At 64.4% G+C, this 19,212-nt stretch carries 17 protein-coding genes and 1 riboswitch; of the genes, 7 read left to right on the top strand and 10 right to left on the bottom strand.

The features are described 5' to 3' along the window. Positions 1-22 precede the first annotated feature (22 nt). Positions 23-976 carry a DMT family transporter gene (locus LG367_RS01090; protein WP_226467368.1) on the top strand — a complete coding sequence of 318 codons (954 nt, stop codon included), beginning with the start codon at positions 23-25 and terminating at the stop codon, positions 974-976. Between the two features lie 59 nt (positions 977-1,035). Here LG367_RS01090 and LG367_RS01085 read toward each other — a convergent pair whose 3' ends face one another. The 5 genes from LG367_RS01085 to queF form a co-directional block, all read right to left on the bottom strand. Next, positions 1,036-1,731: a hypothetical protein gene (locus tag LG367_RS01085; RefSeq protein WP_226467367.1), complete on the bottom strand. Its 696-nt coding sequence runs from the start codon at positions 1,729-1,731 to the stop codon at positions 1,036-1,038. A gap of 661 nt (positions 1,732-2,392) precedes the next feature. Beyond that, positions 2,393-3,721 (bottom strand): NADP-dependent isocitrate dehydrogenase, encoded by a 1,329-nt coding sequence (gene icd, locus LG367_RS01080; protein WP_226467366.1) that lies wholly within the window; start codon positions 3,719-3,721, stop codon positions 2,393-2,395. Positions 3,722-3,978: 257 nt separating this feature from the next. Then, a complete protein-coding gene (locus LG367_RS01075; protein WP_226467365.1) occupies positions 3,979-4,497 on the bottom strand; it encodes a hypothetical protein in 519 nt (172 codons plus the stop codon). A 92-nt stretch (positions 4,498-4,589) separates the two neighbouring features. Further along, positions 4,590-4,907: a LysM peptidoglycan-binding domain-containing protein gene (locus tag LG367_RS01070; protein WP_226467364.1), complete on the bottom strand. Its 318-nt coding sequence runs from the start codon at positions 4,905-4,907 to the stop codon at positions 4,590-4,592. Positions 4,908-5,005: 98 nt separating this feature from the next. Then, a complete protein-coding gene (gene queF / locus LG367_RS01065) occupies positions 5,006-5,815 on the bottom strand; it encodes an NADPH-dependent 7-cyano-7-deazaguanine reductase QueF (protein WP_226467363.1) in 810 nt (269 codons plus the stop codon). Between the two features lie 89 nt (positions 5,816-5,904). Here queF and LG367_RS01060 point away from each other — a divergent pair, with 89 nt between their 5' ends. Then, positions 5,905-6,549, top strand: a complete 645-nt coding sequence (locus tag LG367_RS01060) for a glutathione S-transferase family protein (protein ID WP_226467362.1) — start codon at positions 5,905-5,907, stop codon at positions 6,547-6,549. Positions 6,550-6,565: 16 nt separating this feature from the next. Here the strand turns inward: LG367_RS01060 and LG367_RS01055 are convergent, their stop codons facing one another. Further along, positions 6,566-7,867 (bottom strand): M20 family metallopeptidase, encoded by a 1,302-nt coding sequence (locus LG367_RS01055; RefSeq protein WP_226467947.1) that lies wholly within the window; start codon positions 7,865-7,867, stop codon positions 6,566-6,568. 203 nt (positions 7,868-8,070) lie between these two features. Between LG367_RS01055 and LG367_RS01050 the strand changes: the two genes are divergently transcribed. Then, complete coding sequence (locus LG367_RS01050) at positions 8,071-9,657, top strand: hypothetical protein (RefSeq protein ID WP_226467361.1); 1,587 nt, start codon at positions 8,071-8,073, stop codon at positions 9,655-9,657. A gap of 25 nt (positions 9,658-9,682) precedes the next feature. Here LG367_RS01050 and LG367_RS01045 read toward each other — a convergent pair whose 3' ends face one another. Then, on the bottom strand, positions 9,683-10,684 hold the full coding sequence (locus LG367_RS01045; protein WP_226467360.1) for an aldo/keto reductase: 1,002 nt from the start codon (positions 10,682-10,684) through the stop codon (positions 9,683-9,685). Then, on the bottom strand, positions 10,681-11,145 hold the full coding sequence (locus LG367_RS01040; RefSeq protein WP_226467359.1) for a RidA family protein: 465 nt from the start codon (positions 11,143-11,145) through the stop codon (positions 10,681-10,683). Before LG367_RS01040 ends, LG367_RS01045 begins: the two co-directional genes overlap by 4 nt. Before the next feature lie 152 nt (positions 11,146-11,297). Between LG367_RS01040 and LG367_RS01035 the strand changes: the two genes are divergently transcribed. Continuing rightward, the gene (locus LG367_RS01035) at positions 11,298-12,194 is read left to right on the top strand and encodes a LysR family transcriptional regulator (RefSeq protein WP_226467358.1); all 897 of its coding nucleotides are present in this window, start codon (positions 11,298-11,300) and stop codon (positions 12,192-12,194) included. Between the two features lie 321 nt (positions 12,195-12,515). Next, the gene (locus LG367_RS01030; protein WP_226467357.1) at positions 12,516-12,956 is read left to right on the top strand and encodes a pyrimidine dimer DNA glycosylase/endonuclease V; all 441 of its coding nucleotides are present in this window, start codon (positions 12,516-12,518) and stop codon (positions 12,954-12,956) included. Positions 12,957-13,458: 502 nt separating this feature from the next. Here LG367_RS01030 and LG367_RS01025 read toward each other — a convergent pair. After that, on the bottom strand, positions 13,459-14,094 hold the full coding sequence (locus tag LG367_RS01025) for a PadR family transcriptional regulator (protein ID WP_226467356.1): 636 nt from the start codon (positions 14,092-14,094) through the stop codon (positions 13,459-13,461). A 64-nt stretch (positions 14,095-14,158) separates the two neighbouring features. Beyond that, the gene (locus tag LG367_RS01020; protein ID WP_264179738.1) at positions 14,159-15,076 is read right to left on the bottom strand and encodes a LysR family transcriptional regulator; all 918 of its coding nucleotides are present in this window, start codon (positions 15,074-15,076) and stop codon (positions 14,159-14,161) included. 89 nt (positions 15,077-15,165) lie between these two features. On the opposite strand from LG367_RS01020, the gene LG367_RS01015 reads away from it, so the two are divergent. Then, complete coding sequence (locus tag LG367_RS01015) at positions 15,166-16,383, top strand: serine hydrolase domain-containing protein (RefSeq protein WP_226467355.1); 1,218 nt, start codon at positions 15,166-15,168, stop codon at positions 16,381-16,383. 72 nt (positions 16,384-16,455) lie between these two features. After that, positions 16,456-16,705, top strand: a riboswitch (cobalamin riboswitch). 211 nt (positions 16,706-16,916) lie between these two features. Beyond that, positions 16,917-19,193 (top strand): 5-methyltetrahydropteroyltriglutamate--homocysteine S-methyltransferase, encoded by a 2,277-nt coding sequence (metE, locus tag LG367_RS01010; protein ID WP_226467354.1) that lies wholly within the window; start codon positions 16,917-16,919, stop codon positions 19,191-19,193. Positions 19,194-19,212 lie beyond the last annotated feature (19 nt).

Here is a 19,212-nt window from a genome sequence, read left to right as displayed (position 1 = left end):
TTTCGTTTTCCGGGGTTCCGACATGTGGTTGGGCACGCTGTACGCATTGGCCGCCGGTTTGATGTGGGGGCTGGTGTTCGTCGCCCCGCTGCTGCTGCCCGAATACGCGCCGATGCTGCTCTCGGTCGGCCGCTATCTCGCCTTCGGCCTGATCGCGCTGCCGCTGGCGTGGCTGGATCGCGCCGAGCTGAAGAAATTGCGCGGCGCCGACTGGCTCGAAGCGGTGAAGCTGTCCCTGATCGGCAACCTGCTCTATTACGTCTGCCTCGCCAGCGCGATCCAGCGCGCCGGCGGACCGCTGCCGACCATGATCATCGGCACCTTGCCGGTGGTGATCGCGATCAGCGCGAACCTGCGCAACCATCGTCGCGATGGACGACTGCCGTGGCGACGGCTGGCGCCGTCGCTGGTGTTGATCGCCCTCGGCATCGCCTGCGTCAACCAGTCGGAATTGCAGGCGCTGCGCGATGATCCCAATGCCGATCCGATGCGCTACGCGATCGGCGCGCTGCTGGCGATCGTCGCCGTCGCCTGCTGGACCTGGTATCCGCTGCGCAACGCCGACTGGCTGCGACACCATCCCGGCCGCAAGCCGCGTGCGTGGGCGACGGCGCAGGGTGTCGCCATCCTGCCGCTGGCGTTGCTGGGCTATGGCCTGGTGTGGGCGTGGTTCGCTTTTTCCGGCAAGGATTTCCCCATGCCGTTCGGCCCGCGTCCGGGGTTTTTCATCGGCTTGATGATCGCCATCGGCTTGTTCGCCTCGTGGCTGGGAACGTTGTGCTGGAACGAGGCCAGTCAGAGATTGCCGACTGCCCTGGTCGGTCAATTGATCGTTTTCGAAACGCTGGCTGCGTTGGCCTATGCCTTTCTGCTGCGTGGCGAGATGCCGGCGCCGCTGACCTTTCTCGGGATCGCGCTGTTGATCTGCGGGGTGGTCTGGGCGGTGCGGGTGAAGCCGACACCGGCGACAAATTAGACAATATCTGCTCACAACCAGATTGTCGTCGGGCTATCGAGCAACGGCGCCGCCAACCATCAAGATTTTGGTGACACAAGGGGCACGTTGATAGCGTTTCGGGCAGGGTCCGTAGAAAAAATCATGCGATAGGAAATGCGCCCATTCGGTAACTGTATCTCCTTCGTCACTACAGAATAGAAAGGTGCATCGGAAGAACTGGAGTTTAGAATCCCTTGGAACAATCCGTCTGCGTGAGAACTGTCACCGATAACCTCCATACCGCAAATGGTTTCTGCGCAGGCCAGTTCTTCAATTTCCGATCCCGAGAATTTTTCGGCTAAGAGCCTGCCGATTTGATCCCCGTACCTGCGCGAGTTGTCAATTGCCAGCTGACTGCCGGCGCTGTCACTTCGCAATTTTCGCAGGTATTCGCTATAGCTCGCACTTTGCAATACCGCGTCTGCGGCATCGGCGCGTATTCCTTCCGTGCTGAGGATTAGCGCCTCAGCATCACTTCCGTTTCTCGGCGTCACAAACTTCGCGTCCTCCGTAGGAACAGAAGGCATCGACTCAGTTTTCATGTCATGCGGAGAATGCACGGGGCGATCAATCGACACCGCTGATTGATCGCCCGCGCGTTCCCCGGAGATATCGTCAGATCCATGGTTAGCCGGAACAGCCGGTTTCCGTTGAAACTCATGTGACAGATACCAAATCGATATCAAAGCCACGATGGCTATGGATAAGAGCAAAACACTCCGGCGCGATTTCATAAGTAGGTTTATTCCGTTGGAGAAGCGGCGACTTGTGGAACTGGCACTCGGCCGCGCCTCAACATTTGCACCCATCCTCCCATCGTGTCGCTGACGAATAAAGAGCCATTACCGCTTGTCGAGACTACACAGGCGTTCTGACATTGGAAAGTATTGCCATTGACAATAACGGTTTCAACGGCTGAAACCTGAAATGACATCGCGGTAGCGAACAGGCCGCAGCATGCAAACACAATACGCTTCATGATCGCCTTTCCTTATTGTGGGCGTGGTGCCGGCAATCGACCGCCAGGAGTGAAAATTCTGACCCATCCGCCTAGGCTGTCAGAAACAGACAGTCCTCCCCCGTTCTGCGAAACGACGCAAGTGTTCTGACAGTAGAACGTGTAACCGTTAATCTCTACCGATCCGGCGGCGCTTGCCATTAGAGGGATCGACATCAATCCCGCGCTTAGAGCGATCTTCAAAAAAGAGATTCTTGATTCCATGTTGCGATTTCCTTGCCGTTCAAATGATCCCCTGGCAGGGAGAATGCTATGGCAAAGGCGTCGTCATCAAATGAAGGTGAGACGCTCCACGCGTGGCATCCATGTACGCCTGTTAACAGATAAAAAAAGCCCGGCGAATGCCGGGCTTTTTGTTTTGTCATAGAACGACTGTCTTACAGATGCTTGATGATCTCATCAGCAAACTCACTGCACTTCACCTCGGTCGCCCCCTCCATCAAACGCGCGAAGTCATAGGTGACGCGCTTGCTGGCGATGGCCTTGTCCATGCCGGCGATGATCGCGTCGGCTGCTTCGGTCCAGCCCATGTAGCGCAGCATCATCTCGCCGGAGAGGATCACCGAACCCGGGTTGACCTTGTCCTGGTCGGCGTACTTCGGCGCGGTGCCGTGGGTCGCCTCGAACACGGCATGGCCGGTGACGTAGTTGATGTTGGCGCCCGGCGCGATGCCGATGCCGCCGACCTGCGCGGCGAGGGCGTCGGAGAGGTAGTCGCCGTTCAAGTTGAGCGTGGCCACCACGTCGTATTCCTTCGGACGCAGCAGGATCTGCTGCAGGAAGGCGTCGGCGATGGCGTCCTTGATGACGATGCCCGCACCCGGCTTGCCTTCCGGAATCACGTGCCAGGGGCCGCCGTCGAGTTCGACCGCGCCGAAAGCCTCGCGCGCGACCTGATAGCCGAAGTCGCGGAACGCGCCCTCGGTGAACTTCATGATGTTGCCCTTGTGCACCAGGGTGACCGACTTCTGGTTGGTGTCGATCGCGTACTGGATCGCCGCATGCACCAGGCGCGTGGTGCCGAGGAAGGACACCGGCTTGATGCCGACGCCGACCTGCACGGGCAGATCACGCTTGGGCGCGCCGACGGTGGCCAGCGCGTCCTGCCACGCGTCGATCTTTTCCTGCGTGCCGAAGCGGATCTTGTCGAACGAGCGCGGGAATTCCTTGGCGAGGAAGTCGAGCACCTTCTGCGCGTCGGCGCTGCCGGGTTCGAACTCGATACCGGCGTAGATGTCCTCGGTGTTCTCGCGGAAGATGGTCATTTCGACGTCGCCCGGCTTCTTCACCGGCGAGGGCACGCCTTCGAACCAGCGCACCGGGCGCAGGCAGACGTAGAGGTCGAGCATCTGGCGCAGCGCGACGTTGAGCGAACGGATGCCGCCGCCGACCGGCGTGGTCAGCGGGCCCTTGATGCTGACCAGGTAGTCGCGGCAGGCATCGACGGTGGCGTCGGGCAGCCAGTTGCCGGTGGCGTTGTAGGCCTTCTCGCCGGCCAGCACTTCCATCCATTCGAGCTTGCGCTTGCCGCCGTAGGCCTTGGCGACCGCCGCGTCGAGCACGCGCACGCTGGCGCGCCAGATGTCGGGACCGGTGCCGTCGCCTTCGATGAAGGGGATGACCGGATGGTCGGGAACGTTGAGACCTTGCGGGCTCTTGGTGATCTTGCTGCCGCCGGCAGGAACTGTCGGGGTGAAATCTGTCATCGGAATCTCCGAAGAAACGCGCGCACCGTACGGGCGAGCGGGGAGGGACGGGGAAGCGGGTCGATCAGGAACCGGTATTGTCGCGGTTTGCGCGGGCGCGGGCAAAGCGCAGGGATGAAACAGTGTTTCGAATACCGTGGGCCGGCGCTGGCTAGGCGCTGGCTAGGCGCTTGCGGAGGGCCCGCATAACGCAAAAAGGGCGCGGCTCGCACCGCGCCCTCGTGACGGAACGAGTCCGTCGGATCGGATCAACCGGATTACTTGACTTCGAAATCCTTGGTCTGCACGACGTTGCCGTCGAGCGAGACTTCCAGCTTGTACTTGCCGGTCGGCCAGCCGTCGGGCTTGCTGATGTGGAATTCGGTCACGCCGGCACCGGTGAAGGTGATGTCCTGGCTTTCCTCGTTGACCACCTTCGCCTTGTCGCCTTCGCCGAAGGTCCACTTGGCAGTGAGCTTGCCCGGAACCGAAGCGGCCGGGTCGCTCGTGGTCGTGGAGACCGCGGCATAGATCGTGTCCTTCTTGCCGAAGGTCGTGGACGGGGTGGTGACCTTCTTGTCGGCACCGATGGCGTTGCCGAGGTCGACCGAAGCCACCGAGGCGGTGGCGGCCGGAGCCGGAGCGGGTTCCGGAGCCGGGGCGGGCGCCGCAGGCGCGGCCGGTTCGGTGGCGGCAGGCGGGGTCGCGGCCGGCTCTTCCTTCTTCTTGCAGCCGACCAGCGCCAGCGTGCCGAACAGCGCGGCGGCAATGGCGAGATTGAGCGTCTTGCGTGTCATGGAATGTCTCCGTGGATGGTCATGAGATGGTCGGAACCGGGCGCGGCCCGGGTTGCAGGAAAATCGCTCGAAAACTAGCTCAGCTAACTAGCTCAGTCGGCCTTCGGCGGAATCTTTAGCACCTGACCGGGCTTGATCAGGTCGGGATTGTCGAGCTGGTCGCGATTGGCTTCGAAGATCTGATGCCATGCGCCCGACTTGCCGTAGAACTGCTTGGCGATGTGCGACAGCGTATCGCCCTTCTGCACGGTGTAAGTCTGCTCGCCGGTGATCTCTTCCGTGCTGCTCGAACCGCTCTGCACGTTGGAGAAGTCCACATTTTCCTGGGGCGCTTCAGTACTGCTGGAGCCGCTCTTCACGTTGGAGAAATCCGGCTCTTTCGGATCGTTGGGATTGGGGGCGTTGCTCATCAGGGGCTCCTATGCCGCGTTGACGGCGCAGCGTCCCACGAACGTTGTTAAAAAATCATATTTCAGCCGTGAAGCCCGTCTCGTTGTTAGCTCGGTGTTTATTGGCGAAGGTCGCGCCCCGGCGCGGGCGGGGACAGCCCCGGCGTGCCCCGCCAGGGATTGATGTCGAGTCCGCCGCGGCGGGTGTAGCGCGCTTCCACCGAGAGCGTGCGCGGACGGCACCGCGCCAGCACGTCGACGAAGATGCGTTCGACGCATTGTTCGTGGAATTCGGCGTGGTCACGGAAGGAGACGAGGTAGCGCAACAGGCCGGCGCGATCGATGCGCGGGCCGCGATAGGCGATGGTCACGCCGGCCCAGTCGGGCTGGCCGGTGACCGGGCAGTTGGACTTCAGCAGGGCTGAGTGCAGGCGCTCCTCGACTTCGTCATCGGCCTCGATGGCGAGGAAGGACGGCTGCGGTTCGTCGTAGGCGCTGCATTCGACCTCAAGCGCATCGAGGGATTGCAGACCGGAATCGGCATCGATCGCGGGCAAGCCGAAGGCGACCTCGACCGGAGCGCCCGCCGCTTGCGACAGATCCTGGACGATGCGGGCGCGCACCTGCTCGGCATCGTCGAAGCGTTCGGCATTGAACGAGTTGAGATAGAGCTTCAGCGACTTCGATTCGATCAGGCAGGGCGACGTCGCCGGCACGGTGAGCGTAGCGGTGGCGACCACGGGCTTGCCGCGCGCGTCGAGCCAGCTCAACTCGTAGGCGTGCCAGCGATCCTGTCCGACGAAGGGCAAGGCATCGCCGGGCACGCCGATGGCGTCGCGGCCTTGCGTGCGCGGGATCGGGAACAGCAGCGACGGGTCGTAGCGGCGCGGATAGGCGACTTCGCGGCCGAGCGGGAGTTGCGAGGACATGCGTGAATTCTACGCGGCGGCGCAAGAACCGGATATCGCCGCCACGGCCGCCGCCCGACACTGCATTCATCTCATCGGAACGCATCGCCATGCTCACGCTCTACGACTACCTGCCCTCGCAGAACGCCTGGAAGATCCGCCAGCTGCTGCATCACCTGCAACGCCCGTACCGAAACGTCATGGTCAGTATCTTCGAGGGCGAGGGGCAGACCGAGGCCTATCGCCGCATCAGCCCGACCGGCACGGTGCCGGCGGTGATGTTCGAGGACGGCCGCGCGCTGTCCGAGTCCAATCCGATCCTATTCCACCTCGCCGAGGGCACGCCGTATCTTCCCGACGACGGCTTCGCCCGCGCGAAGGTGCTGCAGTGGATGTCGTTCGAGCAGGAGCGGGTGGAAAGCCAGATCGGCGCGCTGCGGCACTGGACGTTGACCGGCAAGCTGGCGCGGCGCGCGCCGGTGCTGGTGGAGATGAAGCGCAATGCCGGGCACAAGGCGCTCGGCATGCTCGATGCGCATCTCGCGCAAAGCGCCTTCATCGTCGGCGACGCATACACGGTCGCCGACATCGCGCTGTTCGCCTACGTCAGCCGCAGCGACGAGGCCGAAGGATTATCACTGGCGCCGTTCGCGCAGGTGCGTGCCTGGATCGAGCGCGTGCGCGAGCAACCCGGATTCCTCGCCGAAACCTTTGCCTACGCGATCGATCCGAACTCCAGTCGCGACTTGCCGTGATCCGAGCGCCGCGCCGTCATTGCGTGGACGGCGGCGCGTGCAGGTAATCGAGCGTGACCTGCAACAGCGCGCGCAACCCGACATCCAGCGACAACTCGTCGAGCAGGAATTTCGGCGAATGATTGCTCGGCGCGGTGGCGGGATCGATGCCCGCCGTCGTCGAGCCGACGAAGAAGAACAGTCCGGGCACTTCCTTGGCGTAGAAGGAAAAATCCTCCGCACCCATCTGCAGCGGCGGTTCGTAGACATTCTCGCGTCCCACCACTGCCTGCAGGCTGGGCAGCATCTTCGCGGTCAGCGCCGGATCGTTGACGGTGACGGGGTTGCCGGGTTGATCGGGCACCTGCGCTTCGGCGGTGGCGCCATGCGCGGCGGCGACGTGCTCGGACACGTTCTTCAGATCGTCGAAAATCTTCTTGCGCATGCCTTCATCGAAGGTGCGGATCGTGCCGATCATCTCCACGTCGTCGGGGATGATGTTGTAGCGGATGCCGCCCTTGATCGCGCCGAAGGTCACCACCGCCGGCAGGTTCGAGATGTCGGTGCGGCGGCTGACGATGGTCTGCGCGGTGGAGATCAGATCGGCGCTGGCGACGATCGGATCGATGCCTTTCCACGGCGCCGAACCGTGTGTTTGACGGCCGTGCACCTTGATGCTGAAGCGATCCGAAGCCGCCATCAGCGGGCCGCCGCGCACGGCGATCTTGCCCGCCTGCACCGAAGAGAACACGTGCAGGCCGAACACCGCCTCGGGCTTGAAGGTCTTGAACAGGCCTTCCTTCAACATCAATGACGCGCCACCTTCCTCGTCGGCCGGCGCGCCTTCTTCCGATGGCTGGAAGATCAGCATTACTTCGCCCGGCAGCTGCTCACGCATCGCCACCAGCGCATCGGCGACGCCGAGCAGGATGCCGGTATGCGCGTCGTGGCCGCAGGCGTGCATCACGCCGACCGGTTCGCCACGGAAATTCGTGGTGACTTTCGAGGCGAACGGCAGACCGGTCTGCTCGGTCACCGGCAGCGCATCCATGTCGGCGCGCAGCGCGATCTTCGGCCCGGGCTTGCCACCTTTGATGATGGCGACCACGCCGTGATGGGCAATGCCGGTCTGCGGTTGCAGGCCGAGCGCGCGCAGATGTTCGGCGACTTTCGCCGACGTGCGTTCCTCGCGGTTCGACAGCTCCGGGTGCTGATGAAAATCGCGACGCCAGTCGATTACCTGCTGGCGCAGCTTGGCCGCGGCCGCGATCACTTCCGGACGCTGCGCGAGCGGCGCGTCCTGCGCGATGGCGGCGCCGGCGAGCAGCGAGTTCGCCAGGAGCGTGCCTACCAAGAGCGGCGGGAGAAGGAGACGAGAGGACGACGACGGCATCGGCGAGGCTCCGCAAGAGGGGAAACCGGGATAGTAGCCCGCAAGCCGGTGCGATCGGTCCGCGGATCGCCGACTAGGGATATTCCTAGCTGTCATGAGCGCCGCGAAGGACTAAGGTGCGCTGACGACAGCGATCCAGGAGCGCCGCCATGTCCGTCGATCGAGTCCGGGCCGAGCCCGTCACTTCCGCTTACGCCGCCGATCCGGGCCGCGTGCAGCCGCGCAACACGACCGACGACGACGCGCTGGCCGTTTTCAATCGTCGTTTCAGCGAGTTCGATACCGCGGCCAAGCATGACGAGGCCGATGGCAAGGTCAGCCGTGAGGATCTGCAGGCGATCGTCGAGAACAGCGACGATCAAGAGCTGGTGGATGCCGCCAACCATTTGCTGGAGACGCCCGATCTGCGCGACGGCCTGGACACCGCCGGCGAAGGCGGTGATCAGGATGGAGTGATCAGCCTCAAGGACCTGACCAGCTACATGGTGCGCGATCAGCCTTCGTCGCTGCCGTCGCTGGCGACGCAGCAGGTCACCGGCTCGGATCAGGATCCCACCGTGCTCCACATCGATGCCGCGCCGCCGGAAGGCGCGAGCTGGAGCAACGAGACGGGCCCGCGTGCCGGCATCGTCTCGGTGTACGTCGACGGCGAATACGTCGCCGACGCGACCATCTTCACCGAAAACCCAAACGGCGCCGACGTCAATCTCGGCGTGCTCGGCCCGGGGCCGCACACGATCGAATTGCGCGATAGCAGCGCGGTCGGCACGGGCGCGCCGGAAGCGAGCATCGATCCCGCATCCGTGGAGTTGGAAGTCACGAACCTCGACATCGATTCCAGCGATCCCGCCGTGCGCGACCAGGCCCTCGCCGCGCGCTACGCGCCCAATCTGGCGCTGGCCGACAACGAGCAGGCCACCAACAACACGCCGCTGATGACCACCGCGCAGGTCGTCCATCACGACGACGGCACCACCACGATCGCCTACCGCATCCTCTACAGCAACGAGGACGGCGGCGATGGCAGTGATCCCACCATGCTGACCAATCGCTGGGGCCGCACCACCGACGACGAGCGCATCTACGAGGTGACAATCGACGCCAATGGCGAGGTGATCGATTTTTCAGGCAAGAACGGTGCGGGCGGCGTCGAACTGCGCGACGACGATGCGGGCGTGCAGGACATGAACGACGCGCGCGGCCCGAACGGATTGCCGGGTATCGCGATCTACAACGAGCACAACAACGTGCAGTGGGATGATCCCAGTGACCGCCACAATCGCGCCTATTCCGGCGTGCCGGTCCTGGTGGGCACGGGCCCGAACACGGGCCGCGACGAATCCAACGAGCCTGGCCCGGCCACCAACGAGGTGATGCGCGACAACCCGTGGACGTGGCGCGTGGCCAATGCGGAGATGCGGCGCGAGGCCGCGCCCGATGGCGAAAGCAAACTGGACCAGGTCCAGCCTTACGACCGCCTGTATCTGAACCTGGATGACGGCACCTTCGACGAAGGCACCGAGATCACGGTGCATTACGACAACGGCCGGTCGGAGACGCTGCGGCTCGACGATGCCAACGGCAAATCGAATTCCGTCTCCATCGTGCTGAGCGGTGATCCCGCCGCGATCACCTCGATCGAGGTCGCCGGTGCCGAAGGCACCGGCGTCGAAGCCTATACATTGAATCGCGACGACACGCCGCAAGCGGTGACGGACATCGCCGAGCGCGATTGATCGCGCCACCGCCCACTTAACGCGATCAGTGGTCGACCAGCTGCATCGCGTCCGCGGCGTAGCGTGCGCCGGCCACAGCGCTCGGCGGGACGATGGCCTCGATGAGGGTCAGTTCGTCATCGCTGAGCGTGACGTCGACCGCACCGACGTTCTCTTCCAGATACTTGCGACGCTTGGTGCCGGGGATCGGCACGATGTGCTCGTCCTGCGCCAGCACCCACGCGAGCGCGAGTTGTCCGGGCGTCACGGCCTTGCCGGCGGCCAGCGACTTGATCTGTTCGACCAAGGCCAGATTCTTGGCGAAATTCTCGCCCTGGAAACGCGGATTGGTGCGGCGCCAGTCGTCGGCCTCGAAATCCTCCGGCGACTGGATCGCGCCGGTGAGGAAGCCGCGGCCGAGCGGCGAATACGGCACGAAGCCGATGCCCAGTTCGCGGCAGACCGCGAGCACGCCGTTCTCTTCCGGATCACGCGTCCACAACGAGTACTCGCTCTGCAACGCGGTGATCGGATGCACGGCGTGGGCGCGGCGGATGGTCTCGGCGCCGGCTTCGGACAAGCCGAGGTAACGCACCTTGCCGGCCTTGACGAGATCGGCCATGGCGCCGACGGTATCCTCGATCGGCACGTTCGGATCGACGCGATGCTGGTAGTAGAGATCGATGTGATCGGTGCCCAGGCGCTTGAGGCTGCCCTCGACGGCGGCGCGCACGTTGGCGGGGCTGCCATCGACGCCGCCTCTGCGCACGTCCTGCATGCCTGGCTCGATGACGAAGCCGAACTTGGTCGCCAGGAACACTTGATCGCGGCGCCCCTTCAGAAAGCCACCGAGCAATTGCTCGTTGGTATGCGGGCCGTAGATCTCGGCGGTATCCCAGAAAGTGACGCCGAGTTCGAGCGCGCGCGCGAGCGTGGCGAGCGATTCGGTGTCGTCCTGGGCCGTGGTGTAGCCGAAACTCATGCCCATGCAGCCGAGGCCGAGGGCGGAGACTTCAGGGCCGTTGCGGCCGAGCTTGCGGGTTTTCATTGCGATTTCTCCTGGGAGGATGGAGTCGTTTGGGGAGGAGCGGCGATCACCGCCTCGATTTCCACTTTCAAAGCCGGATCGAACAGTCCGGACACCTGCACCAGCGAACTGGCGGGCGGATTGGCGCCGTAGGCCTCGATCAATGCCGCGCGGACGGCGGCGAGGTCCTTCAGATCGGTGAGGAAGATGGTCACCTTCAGCAAGGCCGGCCAGTCCGCGCCGAGTTCGCGCAGCACGCCGTGGAGGCGGCCCAGCACTACGCGGGTCTGCGCGCCGGTGTCGCCGCGGGCGGCGTCCGAGCCGAAGGCGGTCAGTCCGGACAGATAGACCGTGTCGCCATGCCGCACCGCGTGGGCATAGGGACCGGCGGGCGCCGCGAGCGACTGGAAACGCAGGCGCTCACCCTGCTCCGATACGGGCCCGGCCGGCGGCTGCGCGATCGCGGAGGTGCTGGCGAGCATGCCGGCAAGCGCGACGGGGAGGGGCGCAACGGAGAAAGGCAGGCGAAGCGGCATGGCCTGGGCCCGGTTGGAGAAGGGACCACCAGTGTCGCGCTGGCGACTGCGCCGATAAACCGGCAATATCCGAATCTTCTTTGAACCTTGGCTTCACAATGGCCGCTGCCCCGCTTCCCGCTGTCGTCGCCTTCTCCCGCGTCGCCCACCACGCCAGCTTCACCCGCGCCGCCGCCGAACTGGCGGTCTCGCCCTCCGCGCTGTCGCAGACGGTGCGGACGCTCGAATCCCAGTTGGGCGTGCGCCTGCTCAACCGCACCACCCGCCGCGTCGGCCTGACCGAGCACGGCGCGCGCTTCCTGCAGCAGGTCGCGCCGGGCCTGCAGCTGATCGAAGCCGCCTTCGACGACCTCGACCTGGTCCGCGACCGCCCGGCCGGTCGCTTGCGCATCAACCTCTCGCGCGTCGCCGCCCAGCAACTGGTGATCCCGCGGCTGCCCGCCTTCGCCGCGCGCTATCCCGAGGTGGAGGTGGAGCTGTTCGTCGACCCGAGACTGGCCGATCTGGTGGCCGGCGGTTTCGACGCCGGCATCCGCCTCGGCGAATGCCTGGCCAAGGACATGATCGCCCTGCCGATCGGGCCGATGCAGCGCCAGGTGGTCGTGGGCTCCCCTGCCTACTTCCGCCACCATCCGCCGCCGCGCACCCCGGCCGACCTCGTCCACCACGACTGCATCCGCCATCGCCTAAGCAGCGGGCGCTTGATGCCCTACGAATTCACGCGCGACGGACGCGATTTCGAAGTCGAGGTTAACGGACGCCTGATCTTCAACGACAGCGGCCTCGCGCGCGAAGCCGCGCGGGCGGGACTTGGGCTCAGTCAGCAGTTCGAGGCGGAGGCGGCGGCTGACCTTGCCAATGGCACACTGCAGCGCGTGCTCGACGATGACCTGGAACCTTTCCCCGGGTTTTTCATCTACTACCCGGCGCGGGAGCATATGGCGCCGAAGTTGCGGGTGTTTATTGATTTTCTGCGAGAGCAAGTCGTGAGTTAAGCACAATCGTATTCTGATGACGTTTGTAACTGAGTGTTGGTTTGTCAAGGCAATACGATGACGCTTGATGATGAAGCCAAACAAGTCATCAAGTTGTGATGGGTAAGGTCGTAGAAACAGTATGGCGTCGTCGGATTAATGAGCTTGTTGTGCAGTTTACGGATGGCTTCGGATTCTTTGTGGGCATCAATGGTGCTTCCCTCGAGCTTTCTGTTACTGGCGAGTAAAAACGAATGAGCTTGTTGAGTTTTCAGGCTTACCATTCGTTCAAAGCGAAGCGGTTCCACACTGTGATTTCATTCCATCGCTAGGCGCTCTTGCATGCGTTTATGGTCATTGCATCCAAAGTATCTTGACCCGCAAGGATTGGTTGCCCTGTGGCGTGAGGCGCTGCTCGCCAAAGCAGTCCTTCGCGGAGAAACGCGAGGCTATACCAACCATCCACAGCTGGAACGGTTCAAGACGCACCCAAGACCACGCTTGGCGATCAATTCGTATCTCGCCGCAGTGCACGAGGAGGCTACCGCGCGTGGCTATTCCTTCGATCACTCAAAACTCGGGCAGGTACGGGTAGTGGAGACTATTCCGGTTAGCTCGGGGCAGATTGGATACGAGTGGGATCATTTGCAGCGCAAGTTGGCAACACGCAGTCCTGAGGTGCATTCCCGTTGGACAAATGTGGTTAACCCTGCGTGCCATCCTCTGTTTCGCCGGCGGTCTGGGCCGGTAGCGCCGTGGGAGCGGTTGTCAGAAGATGCTTGATAACTCATGGCGAACCGAAACCGCCTTACAATGCAATTTGCTATCGCTACTAGCTGTGCGCCGTGCATTTCGCGTGCTTGTCGTTGTTACAGCTATCGTTGTTCTTGTCGCGAGCTGCGGTGAGAGAGATGTGGCACGCAACTCAGTGTCTTCCTCGACTGCACATCAACCGCCGCCACCCCCGCCTCCTCCTGATGTTGGGGATATTGAAAACTTCCACGGCTGCAAGATTCTGCCGTGGAGAGAACTGTCTGGCGAAGAGCAGTGTCTGGTTGCGAAGCTCCGTGCTGATTGCACACCAGCCGCAGATTGTGTTCTCACCTGCCTCGCCAGCCCAGATGGACCTAAAGTTGGTGGCGGTTGTGATCACGTTTGCTTCGGCTACAACGTATTCCATGCTTGGAAGGACAGGCCGAAGGCGATGGATGAGTGCCGTAATCTGGAGCGCAACTGACGGTTTGATGCGTAGCATGCGAACCACGCATCAAGCGACACAGACCTTTTAGTCACTACGCTCGCCACCAAGAATCTCCGCGGTAGCACGCTCAAGAATTGCGGCGATGCGCTTCGCCTCAGCATCATCCCAATCGGTACGACGCGAGAACAACGCGTGCTTGAGCGCGTGCATGGCGCGGCGCACGGTCATCGGCCCGGCTTCCTTGGCGGCTTCGCGGGCGCGTTGCTCGGTACGGGCGATCACGGCGTCGACGGCGGCGCGGTTTTCGTTGAGGTAGGCGCGGCCGGCGTCGGTGATCGAGTAGAGCTTGCGGCCACCGGTTTCGGCTTCGGCCTGGGCGTGGCCCATTTCCTCGAGCATGGTGAGGGTGGGATAGATCGCGCCGGGGCTGGGCGAGTAACGGCCGTGGAACATCTCTTCGATGATGCGGATCAGTTCGTAGCCGTGGCGCGGCTGCTGTTCGATCAGGGCGAGCAGCAGCAGCTTGAGGTCGCCGTGGCCGAGCATGCGCCCGCCGCCGCGATGACCGCCGTGGCGACGGCCCATGTCGTCGGAGAAGTCGTCGTTCCCGCCGAAGCGGTCGAAGAAGCCGCGGCGGCCGGCGTGCATGGCCGGGTCGAAGTCATGGTGCGGGTGGGGGTGGTGCGAGGTGTGGCGGTGGAACCAGGAATGGAGGCGCATGGGAATTCGATATATCGGAAGTTGGTGAAAAGATATATCTAAGATATATCGAAATCAAGGGGGGCTACCCGGCCCCGGTTCGTCCCAGGGGCTCGCAGAGGAAATCCACGAACGCCCGCAGCTTGGGCGGCATGTGCTCGCGCGCCGGGTAGTAGATGTAGAAGCCGGGAAGCGCGGGCGCGTATTCAGCCAGCACCCGGACCAGGCGGCCGTCCGCCAGATCGGCCTTGACCGTCTCGACGAAAAGCTGCGCCAGGCCGAGCCCGTCGCGCGCGGCCTCGCGCGCCATGCGGTCGTCGGTGTAGATCAGGCGGCCCTGGACGTCCATCTGCAGTTCGCGGCCGTTGTCGACGAAACTCCAGGGCTCGAGCCGGCCGCTGCCGGGCATGCGGAAGCGGATGCAGTCATGGCCGGCCAGATCGGCCGGCGTGCGCGGCGTGCCGTGGCGGCGCAGATATTCGGGAGTGGCGACGATGGCGCGGCGCAGGGGGCCGCTGATCGGTCGCGCCACCATGTCCTGGGCCAGTTTGTGGCCGATGCGGATGCCGGCATCGAAGCCGCCGGCCACCACGTCGGCGAGGGTGTCGTCGGTGAACAGTTCGACCTGGATCTGCGGATAGCGCGCCAGGAATTCCGGCAGTCGCGGGTTGATGTACAGCCCCGCCACCAGACGCGAAAGATTGATCCGCAGCAGGCCGGACGGCTGGCCCTGATCGGCGCGCAGGCGCTGCATGGCGATGTCGATGCGATCCAGCGAGGGATCGATCTGCGCCAGGAATTCGCGCCCCGCCTCGCTCAATGCCACGCGCCGGCTGGTGCGGTTGAACAAACGCACGCCCAGCCGCGCTTCCAGCCCGCGCACGCTTTGCGAAACCGCCGAGGCGGTGACGCCGAGATGGTCGGCGGCGCGGGTGAAGCTGCCCAGCCGCGCCACGGTGCGGAACACCGACAGGCCGGCCAGGGGTTCGGGCTTGATCGTCAAGTTTTTCTTCATGATGGGTGCAGGCTAACAGTCTTTTTGCTCAGGGATCGGGGCGTCACAGTGGCGACGCCCTTTCTGGAGATGCCGCCATGTCCCTGTTCGCTCCCCTGCTCGCCCTCGCCGTCGCCGTGCAGCCAGGTCCGGTCGCCGCCGAGCCGGTGGTGGAAGACGAGTTGCCCCACCGCCTGGATGCGGTGATCGATCGCGCGCTGCGCGAGGAACGCATCGTCGGCACCGTCGTACTCGTGGCCAAGGATGGCAAGGTGGTGTATCGCCGCGCCGCCGGTTTCGCCGACCGCGAAGCAAAGCGGCCGATGCCGGAGGACGCGATCTTCCGCTTTTCTTCGATCACCAAACCGATCGTCACCGTGGCGGCATTGCGGTTGGTGGAGCAAGGCAAGCTGCGTCTGGACGATCCGGTGACGCGCTGGCTGCCCGACTTCAAACCGAAGCTGGCGGATGGCAGCACGCCGGTCATCACCGTGCATCAGCTGCTCACGCACACCGCCGGGTTGAGTTACGGGTTCGAGGAACCGGCCGATTCGCCGTATCACCGGCTCGGTGTTTCCGATGGCCTCGATGATGCCGGCATCACCCTGGAGGAAAATCTGCACCGTCTCGCGCAGGCGCCGCTGCTCTATCCGCCTGGTCATCAGTGGCGGTATTCGCTCGCCATCGACGTACTCGGCGCGGTGATCGCCCGCGCCAACGCGAGCACGCTCCAGGAAGCGGTGGCGCAACTGGTGACGACGCCCTTGCACATGCGCGATACCGCGTTCTCCGTGCAGGATTCCCCGCGCGTCGTGGTGCCCTACGCCGACGGCCAACCGCGACCGCGGCGCATGTCCGACCATTTCGAAATGGCGCTGCCGGCATGGATGGGCCAGCGCCTGCGCTTCGCGCCCACGCGGGCGTTCGATGCCGGCGCGTTTCCCTCCGGAGGCGCCGGCATGGTCGGCACGGCCGATGATGTGCTGCGTCTGCTGGAAACGATCCGCGGCGGCGGCGCCCCGCTGCTAAGCGCCGACACCGTGAAGCGCATGACCGCCGATCAGGTCGGCGCCGATGCGCAAACCCAAGGCCCCGGTTGGGGATTCGGCTACGGCGGCGCCGTGCTGGACGATCCCGTGCTGGCCAAGTCGCCGCAGGCGAAGGGCACGCTGCAGTGGGGTGGTGTCTACGGCCATGCCTGGTTCGTCGATCGCGGCAACGGGTGGAGCGTGGTGGCGCTCACCAACACCGCGCTGGAAGGCATGTCCGGCGCCTTCCCGACGCAGATCCGCGATGCGGTCTACGGCGCGCGGTGAATTTCCGTCGAACGGCATAGAACGTTTTCTCATGTGAGCGCTCACGTCCTTGACGCTTCCCGGCCCCCAGCGTAACTTGCGCCTGCCGACGGTTTGCATCGCTTCATCAAGATCAAGCGATGGAATTAAAAGGGAAGCCGGTGCGGCCCGACAGCGAGTTTCCTTCGCCCAGGGCCAATTCCGGCGCTGCCCCGCAGCGGTGTGTGGAAACGATCTTCGCCAATGGCACTGGGTCTGCAGCCCGGGAAGCGGCGAACAGTAGGCGGGGCCTCCGCGCCCCACGTCCACGAGCCCGAAGACCTGCCGCGGCCAGGGAGCGATCCCTGTCCTGACCTGGGACTTCCGAGGGGAAGCGCCGGGACGTGCGCCGCGGCTTTCCGGCCGGGGCCTGTCCTTGCGCCCGCTCGTCGGTTCCGGTTCGCCCGAGGGGGCGAAGGTCGCCGGCGTGGCGGAGGGCTCGCGTAGGTCTATGCGGGCGCTTCGGCGCGTGCCGCCTTCGTTCCTCCATTCGCCACGAATCGAGGACACGCAACATGATCACCGTCAGCAACCTGGGCTTCCCGCGCATCGGCGCGAAGCGCGAACTCAAGCGCGCGCTGGAAGCGTACTGGCGCGGCGAGGCCACGCCGCAACAACTGCAAGACACCGCCCGCGCACTGCGCGAGCGGCATTGGAAACTGCAATACGAAGCCGGCGCCGACGTGGTGCCCTGCAACGACTTCTCGCTGTACGACCACGTGCTCGACACCGCGTTCGCGCTCGACGCCATTCCCGATCGCTATCGCGCACTCGCCGATGCCGATCCGCTGGCCGGCTACTTCGCCCTCGCGCGCGGTTTGCAGAAGGACGGCGTCGACCTGCACGCGCTGGAGATGACCAAGTGGTTCGACACCAACTATCACTACCTGGTGCCGGAGCTGCATGCGCAGCAGAGTTTTCGCTTGCGTGACGACAAGGCCGTCGACGAATTCCTGGAAGCCAAGGCGCTCGGCGTCGATGCCAGGCCGGTGCTGCTCGGTCCGGTGAGCTTCCTGTTGCTGTCGAAAACGGTCGACGGCAGCGATCGCCTCGCCCTGCTCGACCGCTTGCTGCCCGTCTACGCCGAATGGCTCGGCCGATTGCGCGATGCGGGCGCGGCGTGGGTGCAGATCGACGAACCCTGCCTGGTGCAGGATCTCGACGACGACGATCGCGCGGCGTATCGCAAGGCCTACGGCACGTTGGCCATCACCGCGCGGCCGAAGCTGCTGCTGGCCACATACTTCGGTGCGCTCGAGGGCAATCTCGCGCTAGCCGTGGAATTGCCCGTCGAAGGCCTGCACGTCGACCTCGTGCGCGCACCGGAGCAACTCGATGCCGTGCTCGATGCGCTGCCGCCGCGTCACGTGCTCTCGCTCGGCCTGGTCGATGGCCGCAACGTCTGGCGCACCGATCTCGATCGCGCGCTCGCGTTGGCGGAACGCGCGCAGGCGCGCGTCGATGCCGGACGCCTGCAAGTCGCGCCATCGTGCTCGCTGTTGCACGTGCCGATCGATATAACGCTGGAAACCGCGCTGCCATTCGACATCCACGCATGGCTGGCGTTCGCGCGACAGAAGATCGAGGAATTGCGCACTCTCGGCGATGCCCTGAACGGCCTGCGTTCGGCGCATTCCACGCTGGAAGTCGCGCGCGAACGTTATGAGACGCGCCGCCGCTCGGCCAAGGTGCATCGGCCGGACGTCGCCGCGCGCGTGGCCGCGCTCGATGCTGTCGACACGCAGCGCAAGTCGTCGTACGCGCAGCGGCGCATCGCGCAGGCGCGGCGCTTCGACCTGCCGTCGTTCCCCACCACCACCATCGGCTCGTTTCCGCAGACACAGGCTGTGCGCGAGGCACGCGCGAAATACAAATCCGGCAAGTGGTCGGACGCCGACTACGACGCCTTCCTCGAAGCCGAGACCGAACGCTGCGTGCGTTTCCAGGAAGAGATCGGTCTGGACGTGCTGGTGCACGGCGAGTTCGAGCGCAACGACATGGTCGAGTATTTCGGCGAACAGCTCGACGGCTTCGCCTTCACCAAACACGGCTGGGTGCAGAGCTACGGCTCGCGCTGCGTCAAGCCGCCGATCCTGTACGGCGACGTGCGGCGCCCGGCGCCGATGACGGTGCGCTGGTCGCGCTACGCGCAATCGCTCACCGACAAACCGATGAAGGGGATGCTGACCGGCCCGGTGACGGTGCTGCAATGGTCGTTCGTGCGCGACGACCAGCCGCGCGCGAGCACATGCCGGCAGATCGCCCTCGCCTTGCGCGACGAAGTGCTCGATCTGGAGGCCGCCGGCATCGGCGTGATCCAGATCGACGAGCCGGCGCTGCGCGAAGGCCTGCCGCTGCGGCGCGTGCAGTGGCGTGCCTATCTCGACTGGGCCGTGGAATGCTTCCGCATCAGCGCCGCCGGTGTCGCCGACGAGACGCAAGTCCACACCCATATGTGCTACTCGGAGTTCAACGACATCATGGAAGCGGTGGCGGCGATGGATGCCGACGTGATCTCCATCGAGACCTCACGCTCGCGCATGGAACTGCTGGATGCGTTCGTGCGTTTCCGCTATCCGAACGGCATCGGCCCCGGCGTGTACGACATCCACTCGCCGCGCGTCCCGGACACGACGGAAATGACGGCGTTGCTGCAAAAGGCCGGCGCGGTATTGCCGACGGAACAGCTGTGGGTGAACCCGGATTGCGGGCTGAAGACGCGAGGTTGGCCGGAAACCCGCGCAGCGCTCGCGGCGATGGTCTCGGCCGCGCACGCCTTGCGCACGGCCTGACGCGCGAAGAAGGAGAACG

It is taken from the genome of Luteimonas panaciterrae (genome assembly GCF_020511115.1).
Taxonomy (GTDB): Bacteria; Pseudomonadota; Gammaproteobacteria; order Xanthomonadales; family Xanthomonadaceae; genus Luteimonas; species Luteimonas panaciterrae.
This window is presented reverse-complemented; position numbering and strand designations above follow the sequence as displayed.

Bases quoted from the DNA above. Each gene is read 5' to 3' on its own strand.
- LG367_RS01090 (WP_226467368.1), top strand. From the start codon at position 23: ATGTGGTTGGGCACGCTGTACGCATTGGCCGCCGGTTTGATGTGGGGG.
- LG367_RS01085 (WP_226467367.1), bottom strand. From the start codon at position 1,731: ATGAAATCGCGCCGGAGTGTTTTGCTCTTATCCATAGCCATCGTGGCT.
- icd (WP_226467366.1), bottom strand. From the start codon at position 3,721: ATGACAGATTTCACCCCGACAGTTCCTGCCGGCGGCAGCAAGATCACC.
- LG367_RS01075 (WP_226467365.1), bottom strand. From the start codon at position 4,497: ATGACACGCAAGACGCTCAATCTCGCCATTGCCGCCGCGCTGTTCGGC.
- LG367_RS01070 (WP_226467364.1), bottom strand. From the start codon at position 4,907: ATGAGCAACGCCCCCAATCCCAACGATCCGAAAGAGCCGGATTTCTCC.
- queF (WP_226467363.1), bottom strand. From the start codon at position 5,815: ATGTCCTCGCAACTCCCGCTCGGCCGCGAAGTCGCCTATCCGCGCCGC.
- LG367_RS01060 (WP_226467362.1), top strand. From the start codon at position 5,905: ATGCTCACGCTCTACGACTACCTGCCCTCGCAGAACGCCTGGAAGATC.
- LG367_RS01050 (WP_226467361.1), top strand. From the start codon at position 8,071: ATGTCCGTCGATCGAGTCCGGGCCGAGCCCGTCACTTCCGCTTACGCC.
- LG367_RS01045 (WP_226467360.1), bottom strand. From the start codon at position 10,684: ATGAAAACCCGCAAGCTCGGCCGCAACGGCCCTGAAGTCTCCGCCCTC.
- LG367_RS01040 (WP_226467359.1), bottom strand. From the start codon at position 11,145: ATGCTCGCCAGCACCTCCGCGATCGCGCAGCCGCCGGCCGGGCCCGTA.
- LG367_RS01035 (WP_226467358.1), top strand. From the start codon at position 11,298: ATGGCCGCTGCCCCGCTTCCCGCTGTCGTCGCCTTCTCCCGCGTCGCC.
- LG367_RS01030 (WP_226467357.1), top strand. From the start codon at position 12,516: ATGCGTTTATGGTCATTGCATCCAAAGTATCTTGACCCGCAAGGATTG.
- LG367_RS01025 (WP_226467356.1), bottom strand. From the start codon at position 14,094: ATGCGCCTCCATTCCTGGTTCCACCGCCACACCTCGCACCACCCCCAC.
- LG367_RS01015 (WP_226467355.1), top strand. From the start codon at position 15,166: ATGTCCCTGTTCGCTCCCCTGCTCGCCCTCGCCGTCGCCGTGCAGCCA.
- metE (WP_226467354.1), top strand. From the start codon at position 16,917: ATGATCACCGTCAGCAACCTGGGCTTCCCGCGCATCGGCGCGAAGCGC.